This is a genomic window from Enterococcus sp. AZ163 (assembly GCF_050498925.1).
GTDB classification, from domain to species: Bacteria; Bacillota; Bacilli; order Lactobacillales; family Enterococcaceae; genus Enterococcus_A; species Enterococcus_A ferrettii.
Genome location: NZ_JBIPAO010000003.1, coordinates 349694 through 366038, shown reverse-complemented (window position 1 = coordinate 366038; position 16345 = coordinate 349694). Strand labels below are relative to the sequence as shown.

Genomic DNA, 16345 nt, shown 5'->3' with positions numbered 1-16345 from the left:
CTTCATCAATTAGGTAACTGGTTTCTATCGATGCTGTATCCTGAAAGCAGAGAACTAAGCAGCACAAACACATGATCAAAAGGAAGATCGGCCAAAATAAGGGCCTTCTTATGACATATTCACTCGCATGGTTCGTTTCCCTTCGCCTATACTTTTTCATAAGAATCCTTTCCATAGTTAATAAATGGCAACAACATCAATTATTAGATGATCAGGCAGTTCATTAACCTTGGTATCATAGAATAAATTTTTTCTAAGTCACGTAGTACAAATCTCCGACTACCGACCTTTTCATGTCACTCTCCCTGTATTACATACAGACAACTAAATAAATTATCTCTAAATGATTACATATTTTATTTATAATTATTGTACCATTGATCTACTGTTTACTTAGTGCTTTATTTCAATAATAATCTCTACTTCCTCGTTGAAATATGTAGGCTATAAACTTGTAGAAATTTTGTTTTAGCAGCAGCTGTAACAAATTATTTACTATAAACAAAGGACAGATATCATTAGATGCCTTTCTGCCGATATCCATACTTCTTTTAGTTCAACAGACTAACTCGCTTCCCTTAACATTACTTCCAGCAGTTTTATAAAAATGTAACGGACATAGGAAATAAACCCGAATTCAAAATAAGTCCCCCACTTGATTTTCCGATCTAACTTAATCTTATTGATACTTCCTCTAACACAAAAAAACGGCTGTATGCATACGTAAGCATAGCCGTTTTCATCTATTGTGCTTGATATAGGACTGAGTGATCGATAGTCGAACCACTACGCAAAACATTCATATCAAGCATGTATCCTAGACCCCATTGTGTTTTAATGCAGCCGCTATTTATCCCTGTTTTACTCATTTTGACTTTTATTTTTCTGATCAATGTTGATAACTGCGATTGGGTGGACTGACTAGGTTCTACTTTCCAAATTTCGCGGCAGAGGTTCTCGCGAGACACAGTTTGTCCTTCTGAGTCGATTAATAGCTGAAACACTCGTCTTTCCATTTTAGTGAGTGCTAGTTTCTCAATTAAGTCTTCCGGTAGATACGTTCCATTCGCACTCAGAGAAAAGATTTCTTTGGTTTTACCTTTTGGCTGCTGGCTTAACACTTCTCTAAACATTTCTAATGAGGCTGAAGTTGATAAGCAGTGAGTAATTCCTTCACTCCCTTTTCTTTCTTGTTCATCCTTCGAAAGGACTTTTCCGCTTAATTGAATGAAGACGAATTGATTCTCATCTAATCTTCCAATGATTTCTAGACACTCTTTATTGGAGATTGTCTCGCTTAGAAGGATAATCTGAAATTGCTCCAAAAACTCTGAGGAAGGTTTTCCGTACTTAATAGCGTCCAAAATACTCGTCGTACAAAACAACTCATGCCCCAGTCTTCGAATCATTCTCTCTAGATTTTCTTCCGCGTATTGGCACTTTGTTAACATCAAAATTCGGCTCATGATTACACTTCTCTCTATTCTATTTTTAGTGAATGAATTATGTAGGCAAGAATCACCCAAACTCTTTGAAAAAAGTAGTCAAAAGGGAAGTCCCCTTCCCTTTTCAACTCTCAGGATAGAAAATAATTCTATTATCATGCCAATCAAGATACAAGATCACCAAATGCCAGCAGCATGACAAACAAAAAGCCGCAATCCATTAGCGATACGGTCGATTTCTTCTTGAGAAGTATCCCGATTGGTCATTTTTTGAATATTTGTATTTTTTCGTAATGGCTGATGCGCTACTTTCTGAACAATTTTCAAATTTTGTTCAAGCAATTGAACCAGCAGCTCCGGTTTCTCATACTCAGAAATCATTTCACTTAAAAGTATCAAATGAAAATAAGCAAAAAACACATCCACTACTGCTCGTTTCTTCGGTAAATCTAACAAAACAGATGTCGTCGCATAGGCTTCATGTCCTAGCAAGTGAATTTGCTGTTCCGTTTCCGGTTTCGCAAAAGAACATTTTGTTACTATCAAAACTTGGCATATATGCGTACTTTTTTCTTTTAGTAGACAGCTATCGTTTACGTTAGTCAGTTTCTACTATGTATTAGGTGCCTGCTCTCGCAAGCAGACACCCCGTTTCCTATTTCAAGAAAAAATTGATCTGATTTTGTACGTCTAAATACAGATAAACTGCCAAGCCAATCCATACAAACGACAAAATCGTTAACGAAAGATTCGGCAACAAATAATTGCCCTTTTTCTGCCATTGTAGCATCGCATGACTATCCTTTACGAAAAAGACAATCGCAAGAATCAAGACAACTGTACCGACACCAATCGTTCCAAAAATCCACGTATTCATTCTTTGCAGCTCCTTTATTGATTAAGGGGTATCTTCCAAATCCCATTGAATCGTTCCTTGATATTCTTCCCCTGTATTTCCTTGCCCCGCAGGTACAAAGATCTTCACAGAATCAAAATCGATCAGCACATCCCAGACACCTTCGCCTTTGGTATTTGATGCGCTTAGGAATGGTAGTGCTGTACCATCCGCAGACAAAGTGGCTGTACTGCCAGATACAGGTGCACCAAATGATGGAGCAATTGCTGGTGTTGGCGTAATCGCTGTCTCACCAGGTGTTCCCGGATTTTGAATCTCTTTCAATTCAACACCAAAGGAAATCTTCGCTCCCACAAGCTGGTCAGAAGTATTATTCACTCCAACTAGTTGAGAGAAGGTAGACGTTAACTTCCATCCTGGGTGCGTCGCTCGATCATCACGAACCCGCAGCTTAAAGCCATCGGTTGGTTCTGTCGAAGCGTATTTTGAAGCATCCAGATTGAAGATTTGATTGTAGCTCTCAGGTCTATGCTGGTTACCGAAATCGAATTTGTTCGGGTATTCGTCTAGACGTAGAGAGTTTGAGTCTAAGTCGTAGATTAGGTAGACTTTTTCTCCATGAGTTCTTAACGAATCCACTGTTCCTGTACGTAATGCCGGCATTGGTGTTGCACTATTGCCATCCCACTCGGATTCTTTAAGCCAGCCTTTATAGATGTAGGCTTGGCTGGAGTGGGTGAAGGAACTACTTGGAGTTGGCGTGTAACTACTACCACCAGTAACATGAATCGCCTCATTTTTTATAGATGTACCAGTCAAATCAAAGTATTCTTGCAAAACTTGAAAATTGGTTCTAAACTTATTTGGAGTTGTCTCAATGACATTTCCATTGCTTAGTTCAACTCTGGAATACCATTCATATTCTGTATTTGCGCTTAAACCTACTAAATTACCTATAGATAGATACCTTGATAAATTACCATCTCCATGCTCAGGATTTGCACTACTTGTTAAGGTTGTATAACTACTTGTTCCGGTTTTTCTATAAAAAAATTGAACAGAAGTAGCAAATGAGTAGTCATCCACATAAAATCTATGGTGCAAGTCTGCAGTCGTATACGCTGGATAAGCGCCTATTTGTGATGTAGTAAATCTAAAAACCGCAGTACTTTCTCCACCATCTGTGTTGCGAACTAACAACTTTGCATAATAGACTGAATTTTGTGTAAGTCCTTGTATGAACCCATTACAACTTGTCCCAGTCAAATTTGTATATGTTACATCACCAATTTTGATAGTACACGCTGAATCACTAAATAAGCTAATTGGTGAACTTTCTACGATACCATTACCATTGAAATTTGCACTAAAGCTTGCATGATTCTCTCCCCTATACTCTGCGGTAAAATTTGTAATTGATGGCTTGGGAGCAAACAAGGTTCTAAACTTATTAACTTTTGTTTCTATAATTGTTCCGTTACTCAGTTCAACTCTGGAATACCACTCATATTCTGTATCAGCACTTAAGCCTGTCAGATTACCTACAGTTATATATCTAGATAGATTACCATCTCCATGCTCGGCAGTCGCAGTACTTGTTGTTGGAATATAACTGCTTGTTCCGACTTTTCTATGAAAAAATTGAATAGAAGTAGCACCTGAATAGTCATCTACATAGAATCTATGATGCAAATCAGCAGTTGTATAAGTCGGGTATGCCGCTATCTGTGAAGTCGTAAACCTGATTACTTGAGTAGTTTCATTCCCAATTACATCTTTCACAGAAAGTTTAGCGTAGTAAACCGCATGTGGCGTAAGATTTTCAACAAGCATTTGAGTCTGTGTCACACTTAATGCTATCGGTGTTTTATTTCCTACCTCACTTGTACAGGCAGCATCACTATACACAGAAATATCTGCGCTTAGGAAACCTCCCTCAACAGAAAACGTTGAATCTATTAAAGCATAATTTTCTCCTCTATGAGTTGCTTTTAAATTGGAAATTGATGGTGCTTTAGGCGGTGGTGGTGGCGCTGGAACCGTTATGTCAAAAATTTTTTGAAATGGATATACGCCTTCTCCCCAAATACCATAATTTTCAGCGTAAAATGTCACATGCAGTTGAAACTCGTATCGCTGACCTGGCGTTAGTCCAGGTATTTCTACAGAAGTCCAATTCAACTTGCCATAACCTCCTGCTGGTTTTGGCAATGGCGTCCCTACTGATGGATAACTACCATCAGAAGCCTTCATATAAACAAATAAGTTAGTCACTGAAGTAACGATATAGCCTGACATTGGATCACTATCCCAAAAAAAATCAAAGGTAATTTTATTCCCTGCTCCAACTACATTTCTTACCTTCCAAGTTTGTCCATTACTGCTTGTTTCTACAGTCTCCGCACCAAAAGGAGTAATTCCCATATCAGAATAAATACTTTTTACTGAATTATCTGGGCTAATTTCAGGAATACTTTGCTCTTTTTTAATTGATTGATCAAAGACTGATACTTCCTCAACCCGATTCACTTCTACCAATTCTTCGGCTGTTTTATGAGTCCCTTCCGTTTGAGTCTTTTCTGCATTCTCATCCAAATTATAAGAATACTCATCCTCTACCAATAAATACCCTTGATCATTCTTTTCTTCTAAACTCTGGTCTTCCTGATCAAAAATATTCATCTTATACTTTATTACGTAACGAAAAGTAGTTACCTCATCCTCTACCAATAAAACTTCAGTCTCAAATGAATAATTCTGCTCCTGAATCGCCACTTCTTGCTCCGGCCACTCCTTAACCGTTTCCCATTCACCAGAAGAAGCTTTTCTCTGCAACTCAAAAGAAGTGACCACAGTTGTACTTCTCGTCTTCTCTGTTTCCTCCACTCCTGCAAACAACTTTCCGGAAAAATGAACTCGATCTTCTACCTGCTCTATTTTCTGGTCTTTGATACTTGGTTGTGGGTTCTTCTGATCTTCATGCAGCTCCAATTCATTTTCATCAATTGTTTCTGCACCATAGGTAATCACAGGCTCTACTGCTTCATCTGATGTTTCTACTGTTTCCATTTCTGAACTTGCAGTAGATGATTCTGATGTTGCTTCTGGCAACAAAGGATCACTGCTTAATGTTTGTAAGGTATTTCCTGTCTGTTCTTCTGAACTTATCGTTGATTCAACGGTATTTGCCAAACTAATTGTTGGAGAAAGAATGGACCCAATCATCAAAGCAAGCATCAGCCAAGAACTAAGACGAAGGTTTCGCTGCCTATTTTTCATAGGTTTTCTCCTCCTTTGATCGTCTGATAAAGACAATTGTGGTTAGAAACACTAATAATAGAAATCCTGAAACAGTCCAAAATAGCTGCTTCTTCTCCCCTGTTTGGGGCAGCCACTTGTTGCCTGAGCCAGATGAACCACCGGAACCTCCATTGGTATTAGGTAATGTCTTACCCTGTTGATTCGTTGAACTAGTGGTACTAGCCGGTTCGCCAGTACTGGTAGTATCCGTTGTCGCACTTGGCTCAGTAGTGCTACTTGTTGAGTCGGTTGTACTGCTGCTCGGTTCAGTGGTGCTGCTGGTAGAATTACTGGTTGTAGTGCTTGTGGATGTATCTGAACTACTTGTACTCGTTTGTGAACTGCTGGTTGATTTTTCAAAACCAATGTAGGTTTTAGTGTTGGCAAACGCAGTCGTGCCTGCTAAAAAAAGACAGATCAAAGCAGCAGAAGCAATGATCCCTGCTTGCTTACTCTTCTTTCGCATCATCCTTTCCTCCTCCTTGCTGTGTCTTTCTTCGATAAATCAGGTAAGCAATATTGCCTGCAGTCAAGACAAGCAAAATGATCCCGATAATTTTGTAAAGTTTTGGCATTGTGATTTTGTATGCTGCATCTTTGTTGATTTGATTGGCTTGTTTATCAGTAATTTCAAATTCTTTTTCCCAGTTCCAATTTTCTTTGCCATCTGTTGCTGTGGCTGTCAGAATATATTTTCCGGGAACCAAATCTTCAATTCCTGTATAGAGTAGAAAATCAAATGAACTATTTGGAGCGAGCTTCATATTCGCCAAACCGTTAGAATACAGAACCTCTTCTTCGCCTTTTCTCGTGACATTCATTTGCATGGTCACATTTTCTAGCACTTTTGGCTCAGGATTTTGAACGGTCGTTGCAATTACTTTTTCACCACTTCGCAAAATCGCTTGAACTTTTTTGTACTTTATTTGACCACCTTCATTGAAAGGTCGAAGGTCCTCATTGATCATTAAACCTATCTTGTAGCCATAGGTATTATTAACTCCTCCACTAGTTGACTCCTCTTCGATTCCTTGAAAAGCTATCGCACCCAAACGAACGCCTTGAAAAGCTTCTTTTGGCGGTTTCACTTTTATGTCTACAATCTTTTCTTCAAAATCCTTAACAGTGACTTCTTTTTCAACAATTTTTACTATTTCAGTCAATGGATAGTCAAGACTGTCATCTAAGAGGTTCTTCTCATTTCCATAAACAACTTGTCCGTTTGTACTTGTCGTTGCATTGTTCAAACTAATTTTCACTTTGCAGGGTTCTTTTCTTTTGCTCGCTATCTTTACCTTAATAGTCTGCTCTTCGTCAGGTTCTGCGTGAATATAAAAGAATGAATAACTTTTATCAATTTGTGTATCCGGCTGAATTGCTTCAACTGAATAGCCTGTTTGATCAGCTACATCAGATGCTGCTTTATCCTCCGCATTGGCACTTATACTTCCTGTAGAAACAACCAAGAAGAAACTAATAAGTATGAGTAAGAACCCAAATTTTTTCTTTATCTGCATATTCACACCTCTAAACAATCGTTGAAAAAAGGAGCGGGAAATTTCCCACTCCCATTTCTTCTGGTTTTTATTAAATAGAATCTTGTAATACCCAATCAATTTTGCCGGCATATTGTTTTCCGTCTTTTGATGTATTTGCAGGAACCTTTAATGAAATAGCATTCATTTCTAGAGCAAATTTCCCGTCAATACCTGGATCTGTCGACTCCATCATAGTTACTGTATCAGTTGATAAACCAGATGCTTTTAAAGTTACACTTGTCGTACCAGCTACACTAACCTCGGTAGGCGCTGGTGAGAATGGTACGATAGCTCCTGTTGATTCAGGAACTTCAGTATCTTGTCCACTAGCACTTACGTATTCTTTTAACACATTGCCAGTAAAAGAGTATTCTGCATTTGTTAGTACATCCGTTCCAGCTTCCAATTTTTTAGCTGCTGCAGTCAATTTCCATCCATTGTCCGTAGGAACTGTTGTACCATTTGCGATCCGCTCGTCTTTTACAACGGCATATTTTGTTGCTCCATTTGTCGCTGTGTAGGTTTTTGCTGCTGTTGTGTGTGTGTTAGAATTACCAAACTCAAAAGCTGTTGGATACCAAAGTAAGTCTAAATCTCCACCATTTGGAGTTGGTGGGGTGTGTCCTGTGAATCCAACGCTACCCCCAGTAGAACCTCCACTAACTGGTGCTGCTGCTGCCGGCATTGCCTGCACCAACAAACCACCCATCATTGCTGTACCCAATAGTGCTGTTGCTAATTTTTTCTTATTCATCTCTTTTTCTCTCCTCTATGTTGTTATTTTGAGATCTATATCAAGGTTACTCCCCCATTGATACCGGTATGACAGTAAAAGTGCTATACTTTTACTTGATGGCTTTTTGAAGCTTTTTTTATCCTGTTCTATATTAAGAATAAGAAAGTCAGCTTTCAAAAAATTAATAATCTTTGTTCGAAATAAATCTTTGCTATTCATTTATTGATGCCTAAGTAAGGATGATTAACTATTGATAGTTCATCAAAAACGATTCGTATACTATTTTTTAGTCTTGTACTTTTTCCTGTTTGGCTGTAAAACACGATTTCTACCTCAATACCTAGATCCACAAGGATACACTTTTTATTACGGCGTAAAATGACGGCGCACACTTGCCTTTAGGCGATATTAAATAACAAAAGAGAATTTGAAAAATTTTTTTGAGATGAGTTTTTCAACAAGGAATGATTTTTTTGAAAAAAATAGAGTTAGTTTGAATTCTTTCCCACAGAAAGCGATTACATACAAAAAAAGAAAAAAAGGGAGGGTAAGGAGAACCGAAAACGTTTTTTTAAATCGGTTACTTACTAATTAAGCGATATTTTGTTGTGCACGTTCCATTGAACCGATCACAGCGATACGTTTTTGTACGATGGAATCAAAGTAGACCGTTGTGGTCAGTTGTGGAGAGGTATGCCCTAGCAAGATGCTGACATTTAGGATATCCTCTGAAGATTCCAAGCAACGGGTCGCAAACGTATGGCGTAGCTGGTGGAAGTGAATGTCTTCCAGCTTTGCCTTTTTGCGAACACGATGAAAATGATACGTTAACAGTCGTGGTTCACATGGTTTGCCTTTCACGGAGAAAACATACTCTGAGTTTGATTCTTCCTTTAGGCTAGACAACAACTGATGCAGCTTGCTTGTCATGGGGATTACTCGCCGAGAAGACTGTGATTTAGGCGGTCCTAAGTGTAAAGCTGTTTTGGTTCCAGTTACGGATAGTACTCGTTGATACGTGTAGTTCACTTCGATCATCCGTTTGTCCAGATCGATCGCTTCCCATTTTAGACCAGCAATCTCTCCAATCCGCATACCTGTCTCCATTGCTAAAATGACCGCTTTTGTGCGAATATCTTTCTCGGCTAAGACAGCCTTTTCTAGACGCTGTTGTTCTTTGGTTGTTAAAGCATGCACTTTTCCTTTCGGTCCTTTGGGTAATTGAATCCATTCACAAGGGTTCTTCTGTACTAATTCTTTTTGAATTGCATACTTCAAAGATTGTTTTACGATCCGAAAAATCACTTTTATACTACTTAATGATAAACCAGTTTGAATCCAGGCTTGAATCATGCGATGGATGGTGGACTCATCTAATTGATACAATGCTACCTTCCCAATATGCGGCCAAATATATTTTTTGAGCTTGCTTAGGTAACTAGAATAAGTTGCTGGTTTGACGACTTTTTGTTGTTCTGCCAGCCACGTTTGACTCCATTCGTCATATTCTACAACGCTTTTTCCGTAAAGTTCTAATGTGATTTGAGCTTGTCTGCGTAACGGACCTAACTTTTCTTTGACCTCTTCATACGAATTACCGTAAATATAGCCATACCTAATTTTTCCGTCAGCTTTACGGCCTCTATGAAAACGGCCCTCCCAACGAAGATCTTTTCGGTGATAGATATTTTCACCTGTTCGCGCCATAAGATAACACTCCCTTTTTCTCTAGTAGACGATTTATTTTGACGACGTAAAAAGGCCAATTTCTAACCTAATTTCCGTCATTAATTTCACTTCAAATAGCTAATTTCCTTCGCTAAAAAATTATTATCACACATTTTTTATTTAAACTATTGATTTATTGGTTTGAATAATTTACAATAATTATGAAATGAAGGTTTTGCTAAATTAGTTTATTCTATTATTTAACAAGTTTGAGGCTTCTATTGAACTTTTTTCCAGTTTTACAGCCAAACAGGAAAACAAGCCAACTGTCAATTTATCAAATCATCACTAAATAATCAATAACTTATACAAAATCACGGATGTTTTTTAATCGATTTATTTGTACTTCATTTGGCTTTGCTCATTAAATATGAGTAAAGCCAATTTTTACTACTATTGCAACATTTATCTCACTTATCTATTTCTAAAAATAAGATTAACCACTACAAACACCTTTCCACTCAAATCTATTTTTCGTTATTTTTATTGAATTTTCTATCGTTTTATGACCATATTTTTCAGCTCTTCTTTTGATGCCTCCTCAAGAAAATTTCTTCTTTTATTGTTCCTTTTAGAATCTTCTTCACTCCGTAAGGCTTCCTTAATTATTTTTACACCTTTTATTTATCATCTAACTTTTGCTGCTTAATAATTCATCGAATAAGCACCGATTTTACTTATAGATTCATTATTTTCTTTCCCACAATTTCATTAGGAATGGGAAACACATCGGAAATTACACGATTTCAACTATATAACACATGATTGTTTCATGTATGAAATTTGATAAACGAACTTTTCAGCTGATTTAATCATATACCCTATCTTTTCAATAATTTATATCGTTATTTTTTCGTCCATACCGAAAATATGTCTATTTACAATGGTTTTTTATATAGTATTATTATTGAAGTAACACCATATTGAGGAGGTAAGTTTGAAAATGAAGAAGTATGATTGGTTATTAAAAGACAAGGTGCTAAGAGAGGAGGTATTATCTGAAGACTGGGTTCATATTTGTGAGGCAGCTTCACCACTGAACTATTATGACTTAGGTGAAATAACAGCTTTAATGTCGATGCCGTGTGATTTGGGTACATTAGTGGTGAAGGATTTCGGTCTCTTTTATGCTGAAGAGAAACCATTGGACGTGTTGGAAAAATGGTTGACCCTCCATCGTTACGTGAATGCTGAGTTGAAACCGTCCTCATCGGGAACGGTCTCTTTAGTGACTTCAACGTTTTGCTTAAGTGCTATTCCGCATTCAGAAGGGGTGCTTTGGGTGAATCCTTTGCATATTTTTCAGTTATATTGTGGAAATGAAGGCGTTTTAGTCGAATTAAGTAATGGTCTGAGCTTGGATATGGCTATTGATTGTCAGTTTTTTCTACGATTATCAGTTGAAACAGCTTATACGTTCACCCTGTATCGTTCTGTTCATCAGAATTTAGTCGAGTCTTTTCACCTTTTGGATACACCTTTTAATCAGTATTTGAGAAAGCAGCTGGCTTTGATTGATTCGCTCCTGTCACAAAAGAATTCTACTTTAGTAAAGAAATTCTTGGTATTTCCTCAACATCCCCCTTTTCAGGATTTTATGAAAAACAAATTTGTGCCACCCTCCCCCTGTGTAGCCACAGCTTAGATTTCGAAACAATGCACTACATACCTGTTGATCGGAGTGATTGTCATAAGTAAGAAGCGTGTATTTGAGGGAAAAGTGTTGGGAGAAGAAATGTCAGATGATTGGGAATATTTCTTAGACACAGCTCCTGTGTTCAATTATTTGAATATGAAGGAGATTCACTTAGTGTGCCCTATTCCGGGAGAGAAAGGCACCTTTGTTTTACAAGATGATTTACCTTACTTGGCTACTGAAGGACCATTAAAAATGATTGAGAAGTTCTTTGCCACTCACCGCTTGATGGATTATCAGTTGATGCGTCGGACCTGTCAATCGTTAGAGGGCTTGCCTTCGAAAAAGGTACCTATTGTGAACGCCCACTTTGTGTTGTTTCCTATTACCAAGCCAGAGATGTCTACATGGTTGAATCCCTTAACCATTTTTCAAGTGGCTGAAGATGCTGGGTACACTACTATAACGTTAACCAACGGACTCTCCTTGAAATTACCTATTGTTAAGAAATCCTTGGTTGCTTTGACTAATAAGGCGATTTATTCATTGGCTACCTATCGTCAGGATTATTCCACCTTTATGAGATCTGAAGGACATCCGTTGAGTTACGTGATGATTCCCGCCACACCATTTGGTCGGACATTAGTTAAGCAAAAGCTGCTGCAGGAATGGCTGTTAACGCCTGGTGAATTTTCTAGACAATATAAACTGGAGGAACATCTGCTTTGGTATCAATCTCTTGAAGGTGAATTTCCGAAAATAGAGTAACTAAGTGATGCACTCATTCTAACAAAGGTTAGGATGGGGGCTTTTTCCTTTTTTTTGGATAGATAAAGAAACGGAAACCACTTAAACGTTATTTTAACTCTAGTCGTAGAGTACTAAAAAAATGAAAATGGCTTTGTAACAGCTTTTAACACTTATTCGATGAAAAGGTCAAAGTTTCCAAGAGGGATAGAAAGTTTCCAAAGGTAAATTTTACTGTGCGATTAAATCAGCATTATGACAAACGAGACTGGAAAATTTATATGGTTTTTGGCAACTTTGCTAGTTTGTTTTTTTATTCCTTTAGTTTATTGTTTAGTCACCGGCCGGAACAAAAAAATTATCTCATAGGAGGAACCCAAATGATCCAACAGCTAGGAACTAAATTACAGGTACAAATCGAACAAGCAGGCGAAGACAAACAAAAGAAAGTGAACTTCAGCAACATCGTCTCAAACCCAGCAGAAGCAGACATTACAAAGTTAGGCGAAGTCATGGCTGATCTAGCAGGAGATGGCAGCAGCCTAGACAACATCATTGTTACCAACCAAACTCGTGTTACTAAATAAACCCAAGGAGGAAGTTATGCCCGAAACAAAACTGATCGCTCGCTTTAAAACAGAAGCGGACAAAACGCACACCTGGAGCTACAACGAACCGGATACTACTAAGACTCCAGCAGAAGTCAAAGCAAGCCTAGAGGAACTAAATGCTCTAAACCTCTTCAAGAAGGATGGCATCCGCCAGTTTTTCTCAGTGGAAAGTGCAGAATTCGTTACTACCAAAGAAACCCCACTATTTTAAATACAAGTATGCCCCGCGGCTAAAACGCCGCGGGAGCTGAAGGAGGAAACCACCGATGACTGAACAACCATTCACTCAATACCAACTGTTTCATTTAAAACACACTAAATTAGAGGAACAAATCAGCCACTATTATCAAGAAACCCAAGATAGTTCTGTGACGATTCAACTGTTGTTAGCCATGAAAGTTCGCCATATGTTAGGCGAATCCGATTTTGAATTATTCCTGCAGGATTTAGTTAAGCATCTCTTTGTCAACAATCGGATTACTCGTGCCTTGCGCCGTTACTTTTATTTTTTTAGAGAATATTTTGAAGAGAATGAGTGGGAGATCTTGTCAGCTCGGTGTTTTCCACCAAGTCATGTTACTACAGAATTAATGGAAGTCGTCCCGTCAACTGTTGAAGGAAATGAACAGGGTACTTTAGAAAGTTCCTGAAAGAAAACTACTATATAAAGATAAAAAAATTAAAGGAGAGAAAAAACTATGTTTAAACTAGCAGCCGTATTTGAAAATGCCGCGGGAAGAACCCATCGCTGGGGCTACAATGATCCAGATCCAACGAAGAGTCCAGAGGAAATCAAAACAGCCTTAGATACCATAACTACGTTAAATCTATTTCAGAAAGACGGAATCCGACAATTCACTAAGGTCGTTTCTGCGAAATTCGTTGAAACTATTGAAACACCAATTTTTGATCTATCGAAGCCAACACTAGAAGCTTATATCGCTGATCCGAACAATATCTTTTCAGCTCACATTATTTCTGAAGAAACACCCCAAGTCTCAGTAACACCAGCCGTAAATGAAGAAGAAATTACAATAGAAGCAGTAGCACAAGAAGAAGTTGTTGCACCAAAAACTATGGAAGCCGAAGTTCCAGCAACAAAAATGGTGAATCCAATGAAACAAAAATCTAACGTATCAGCTGCTTCTGTTAAACCTGAAACTCTAGCAGCTATTGTTGAAAAAACTAATCTTGTATCAAGCAACTCAGCACAGCAGTTAGAGGCTCTGACCAATGAGTCTGCCTCGCCTACAACCGACAGTCTCACAGTCCAAAAGCCTGTGAATTCGCGAAAGGCACAAGTAGATCGAGTTCGAGCCTTTCATGAAACCAAGAAGAAAAAAGGGAAAAAGAAAAAACGCTAAGTCCCTCACCTAACCTTGATTGTCGTAAAGGAGGTGATGCTAACTTAGCAGTGTTTCTGGCGGTGGCTGAACTCTAAGAAAGGAGTGATGCTGACATGTTCATCCTAGGAAAGGAACTTCCGCCATGACTGTGTATCAGGCGTTGACATTGGCAATTGCCTTTGCGACCTTGATCATTACCCTTGATCGACACAACAAGAAATAGTACCGAGCTCTACTCACAGTCACCGTCTTAAACGGTGCTCTTTGAGGTGTTATGCGCGCAGCACCTCTGCTTTGAGTAAAAAGGTTCTACATAATTGAGGATGAAATTCAGCTTTTTTCTGCCGGTATGTTGGTGGACTGTGACCTTTGAAAATTGAATAAATCTAAAAGAATATTTAGTGGCAGTTGGCTGTAATTTATTGGCGAGATGGATGGAAGAATACATATCTATGAATGAGTCTGATTTTTTATATTATTTGGTGATTTAGCACCCTAATTTTAGTTTGCGACTGATTCTACAAAACGAATACGAATAGCACACCAAGAATGATTTGACAGCTTGCCCCGTGAGGGAGTGCCGGAATGTTTGCACAATTACTATCGTTGATTGTTGCACCAATTATTGTTTGTATAGCTACAAAGCTATTTTCTTACTGGCTAGATGAGAAGGACAAAGGCGACGATCAATAGAGCAAGTTTGCTATCTAGTCCACATGTTCGTAGTCGCAACGAGCGTAAAAAAAGCCAATCCTTCTCGCAATATGGCTGGCTTTTGTGCTGCAATGCAGTACATACACTGTCGTTTCGCAGGTTTATTAAGAAATGCCAGTTGGCAATTTTCAGAATAGGAAAGACATGACAATGGAGTAGCAATCCCTACTTACTAATAGTTTTTTTGAAATATTTTTTGCGATATTAATAGTTCTATTAACTATCTAATACTAAGCAGCACTGGCAACCGTAGCTTGACTAATCTCTAGCAATCATATAACTGCAGATACAACAGCTTCAGCATCTGCCTTTTCCTCCTAGTCAGTTTTGTTTAAGAGTAGAGGGATAAGAGTATAATTTCTTCGCCGCTTATCAACTTGGCTATAGGTAATGACCACTTTGGACTTGATAGGCCTTTGCTCGAGCTGTTCAAACTCTATCTGCATACAGCTGCTGTTTAATTCTTTTTGCTATTTCTCTAGCTATCATTTCTCGTGCAGCTTTTTCGGAGTCTACGCGTCTATCAAAGTCAACTATCCAATTTTTCTCACGTCTAACTAACCAGGTACCAGCATTGGCTTGGTCTTCAGTCTGACCAGTTAAATATTCCATACCAACGACGAAGGCGAACCGTTCGATCAAACTGATCCATGATCGAATGCCTGTAATCGTTAAGAGAGGAGACGTAAAGAACTTGTTGTTTCACTCGCTAACGCGAGCAAAACTGACTAAAGTCATTAACAAAAAAGCACTAAAAACATTGTCACATCAATGATTTCAGTGCTTCTATATGATATAATTTAAGGGTAGGAAGTTTATGGCGGTAGCAAATCCTATTCGAAAGAAAGAGGGTGGTGCTCTATGCACAACACCGGAAATCTGACGAAAGGAGGCGCGCATTTGTCTGCATATGAGACAATTCAGGTCATTCTTGGCTTTGGTACATTTACCATTGCTTTGATTAGCTTGATTGTTAAATTGCTAAAAAACGACAAAAAGTAACCCGTCATAATCTTTAGCGGGATTGACGGGATTACTTTTCCAAAAATTATCCATGCTACCGCTTTAAACGGTCTACATCTTTATTGAGGGTGGAGCACTAACTCCCCCTCTTTACTTTTTCATTATACCACAAAGTATGCTAAAAACCAATTTCAGGATTGATCTAACGGGCTTTTGCCCGCTTTTTTTTGTCCACCTAAGTGGTGGTGGCGGTCGGAACGTGGTGGACAAAAAAAGAATACTCTTATCATCTAAAATCCTTGTGAGAATGGCGGTTCTCTTTTGGGATTATGTTTTTTTTGATGAAAAAGCCTGCTTTTTAAACCCTGCGGTTCAGGTGCCGCCAAGGATTGGACGTGGCTCTTAAGTCCCCTAAGGTTTTGTGAGGGGATTTAGTGGGAATGCTTTGAACATGGTTATAGTTTTAGTAAAACTTTTTTCAGGGTGGCTCATTTGGAAAAGCGACTCTCTAAGATTCCAAGCCATTGGACTACTGAATCCGAACCACTACTCAGCGAAACCAGTTAAAAGAATTTATATAACTAAATTTGGTAAAAAAGAAAAGCGTCCGCTAGGAATACCGTGTAAGATTGATAGAACAAGTTTGCTATCTATCCCACACAACGAACGTAAAAAAAAGCCAACCATAGTCGCATAGGGTTGGCTTTCATGCTGCAATGCAACAC

The 16345-nt window shown here is 38.4% G+C and carries 20 protein-coding genes; 11 read left to right on the top strand and 9 right to left on the bottom strand.

From position 1 onward, the window contains the following. Positions 1-743: 743 nt before the first annotated feature. From IGI46_RS23395 to IGI46_RS23360, 8 genes are all read right to left on the bottom strand, one after another. Positions 744-1466 (bottom strand): winged helix-turn-helix domain-containing protein, encoded by a 723-nt coding sequence (locus IGI46_RS23395; protein WP_429974388.1) that lies wholly within the window; start codon positions 1464-1466, stop codon positions 744-746. A 156-nt stretch (positions 1467-1622) separates the two neighbouring features. Beyond that, positions 1623-1991 (bottom strand): hypothetical protein, encoded by a 369-nt coding sequence (locus IGI46_RS23390; protein WP_429974387.1) that lies wholly within the window; start codon positions 1989-1991, stop codon positions 1623-1625. Between the two features lie 109 nt (positions 1992-2100). After that, a complete protein-coding gene (locus IGI46_RS23385) occupies positions 2101-2322 on the bottom strand; it encodes a hypothetical protein (RefSeq protein WP_429974386.1) in 222 nt (73 codons plus the stop codon). A 21-nt stretch (positions 2323-2343) separates the two neighbouring features. Next, entirely contained in the window at positions 2344-5580 is a 3237-nt protein-coding gene (locus tag IGI46_RS23380; RefSeq protein WP_429974385.1) for a WxL domain-containing protein, read from the bottom strand. Then, the gene (locus IGI46_RS23375) at positions 5570-6067 is read right to left on the bottom strand and encodes an LPXTG cell wall anchor domain-containing protein (protein WP_429974384.1); all 498 of its coding nucleotides are present in this window, start codon (positions 6065-6067) and stop codon (positions 5570-5572) included. Before IGI46_RS23375 ends, IGI46_RS23380 begins: the two co-directional genes overlap by 11 nt. After that, positions 6051-7229 (bottom strand): DUF916 and DUF3324 domain-containing protein, encoded by a 1179-nt coding sequence (locus IGI46_RS23370; protein ID WP_429974383.1) that lies wholly within the window; start codon positions 7227-7229, stop codon positions 6051-6053. Before IGI46_RS23370 ends, IGI46_RS23375 begins: the two co-directional genes overlap by 17 nt. After that, entirely contained in the window at positions 7189-7893 is a 705-nt protein-coding gene (locus IGI46_RS23365; RefSeq protein ID WP_429974382.1) for a WxL domain-containing protein, read from the bottom strand. Before IGI46_RS23365 ends, IGI46_RS23370 begins: the two co-directional genes overlap by 41 nt. Before the next feature lie 573 nt (positions 7894-8466). Further along, the gene (locus IGI46_RS23360) at positions 8467-9582 is read right to left on the bottom strand and encodes a site-specific integrase (protein WP_429974381.1); all 1116 of its coding nucleotides are present in this window, start codon (positions 9580-9582) and stop codon (positions 8467-8469) included. A gap of 964 nt (positions 9583-10546) precedes the next feature. Here IGI46_RS23360 and IGI46_RS23355 point away from each other — a divergent pair. The 8 genes from IGI46_RS23355 to IGI46_RS23320 all read left to right on the top strand — a co-directional run bounded on the left by IGI46_RS23355 (position 10547) and on the right by IGI46_RS23320 (position 14636). Beyond that, a complete protein-coding gene (locus IGI46_RS23355) occupies positions 10547-11248 on the top strand; it encodes a hypothetical protein (RefSeq protein ID WP_429974380.1) in 702 nt (233 codons plus the stop codon). Between the two features lie 36 nt (positions 11249-11284). Continuing rightward, positions 11285-12007, top strand: a complete 723-nt coding sequence (locus IGI46_RS23350) for a hypothetical protein (protein ID WP_429974379.1) — start codon at positions 11285-11287, stop codon at positions 12005-12007. Between the two features lie 359 nt (positions 12008-12366). Then, positions 12367-12573 (top strand): hypothetical protein, encoded by a 207-nt coding sequence (locus IGI46_RS23345; RefSeq protein ID WP_429974378.1) that lies wholly within the window; start codon positions 12367-12369, stop codon positions 12571-12573. 16 nt (positions 12574-12589) lie between these two features. Then, the gene (locus IGI46_RS23340) at positions 12590-12808 is read left to right on the top strand and encodes a DUF2922 domain-containing protein (RefSeq protein WP_429974377.1); all 219 of its coding nucleotides are present in this window, start codon (positions 12590-12592) and stop codon (positions 12806-12808) included. 55 nt (positions 12809-12863) lie between these two features. Continuing rightward, on the top strand, positions 12864-13247 hold the full coding sequence (locus IGI46_RS23335; protein WP_429965494.1) for a hypothetical protein: 384 nt from the start codon (positions 12864-12866) through the stop codon (positions 13245-13247). Positions 13248-13295: 48 nt separating this feature from the next. Next, a complete protein-coding gene (locus IGI46_RS23330) occupies positions 13296-13961 on the top strand; it encodes a DUF2922 domain-containing protein (protein WP_429974376.1) in 666 nt (221 codons plus the stop codon). 124 nt (positions 13962-14085) lie between these two features. Next, complete coding sequence (locus IGI46_RS23325) at positions 14086-14166, top strand: putative holin-like toxin (RefSeq protein WP_242704509.1); 81 nt, start codon at positions 14086-14088, stop codon at positions 14164-14166. Positions 14167-14528: 362 nt separating this feature from the next. Further along, positions 14529-14636 carry a type I toxin-antitoxin system Fst family toxin gene (locus IGI46_RS23320; RefSeq protein ID WP_429965496.1) on the top strand — a complete coding sequence of 36 codons (108 nt, stop codon included), beginning with the start codon at positions 14529-14531 and terminating at the stop codon, positions 14634-14636. Between the two features lie 450 nt (positions 14637-15086). Here the strand turns inward: IGI46_RS23320 and IGI46_RS23315 are convergent, their stop codons facing one another. Further along, entirely contained in the window at positions 15087-15299 is a 213-nt protein-coding gene (locus tag IGI46_RS23315; RefSeq protein WP_429974375.1) for a hypothetical protein, read from the bottom strand. A gap of 16 nt (positions 15300-15315) precedes the next feature. Between IGI46_RS23315 and IGI46_RS23310 the strand changes: the two genes are divergently transcribed. From IGI46_RS23310 to IGI46_RS23300, 3 genes are all read left to right on the top strand, one after another. Then, positions 15316-15432 (top strand): hypothetical protein, encoded by a 117-nt coding sequence (locus IGI46_RS23310; protein WP_429974374.1) that lies wholly within the window; start codon positions 15316-15318, stop codon positions 15430-15432. 86 nt (positions 15433-15518) lie between these two features. Then, a complete protein-coding gene (locus IGI46_RS23305; RefSeq protein ID WP_429965498.1) occupies positions 15519-15659 on the top strand; it encodes a putative holin-like toxin in 141 nt (46 codons plus the stop codon). Positions 15660-15795: 136 nt separating this feature from the next. After that, entirely contained in the window at positions 15796-16026 is a 231-nt protein-coding gene (locus IGI46_RS23300; RefSeq protein ID WP_429974373.1) for a hypothetical protein, read from the top strand. Positions 16027-16345 lie beyond the last annotated feature (319 nt).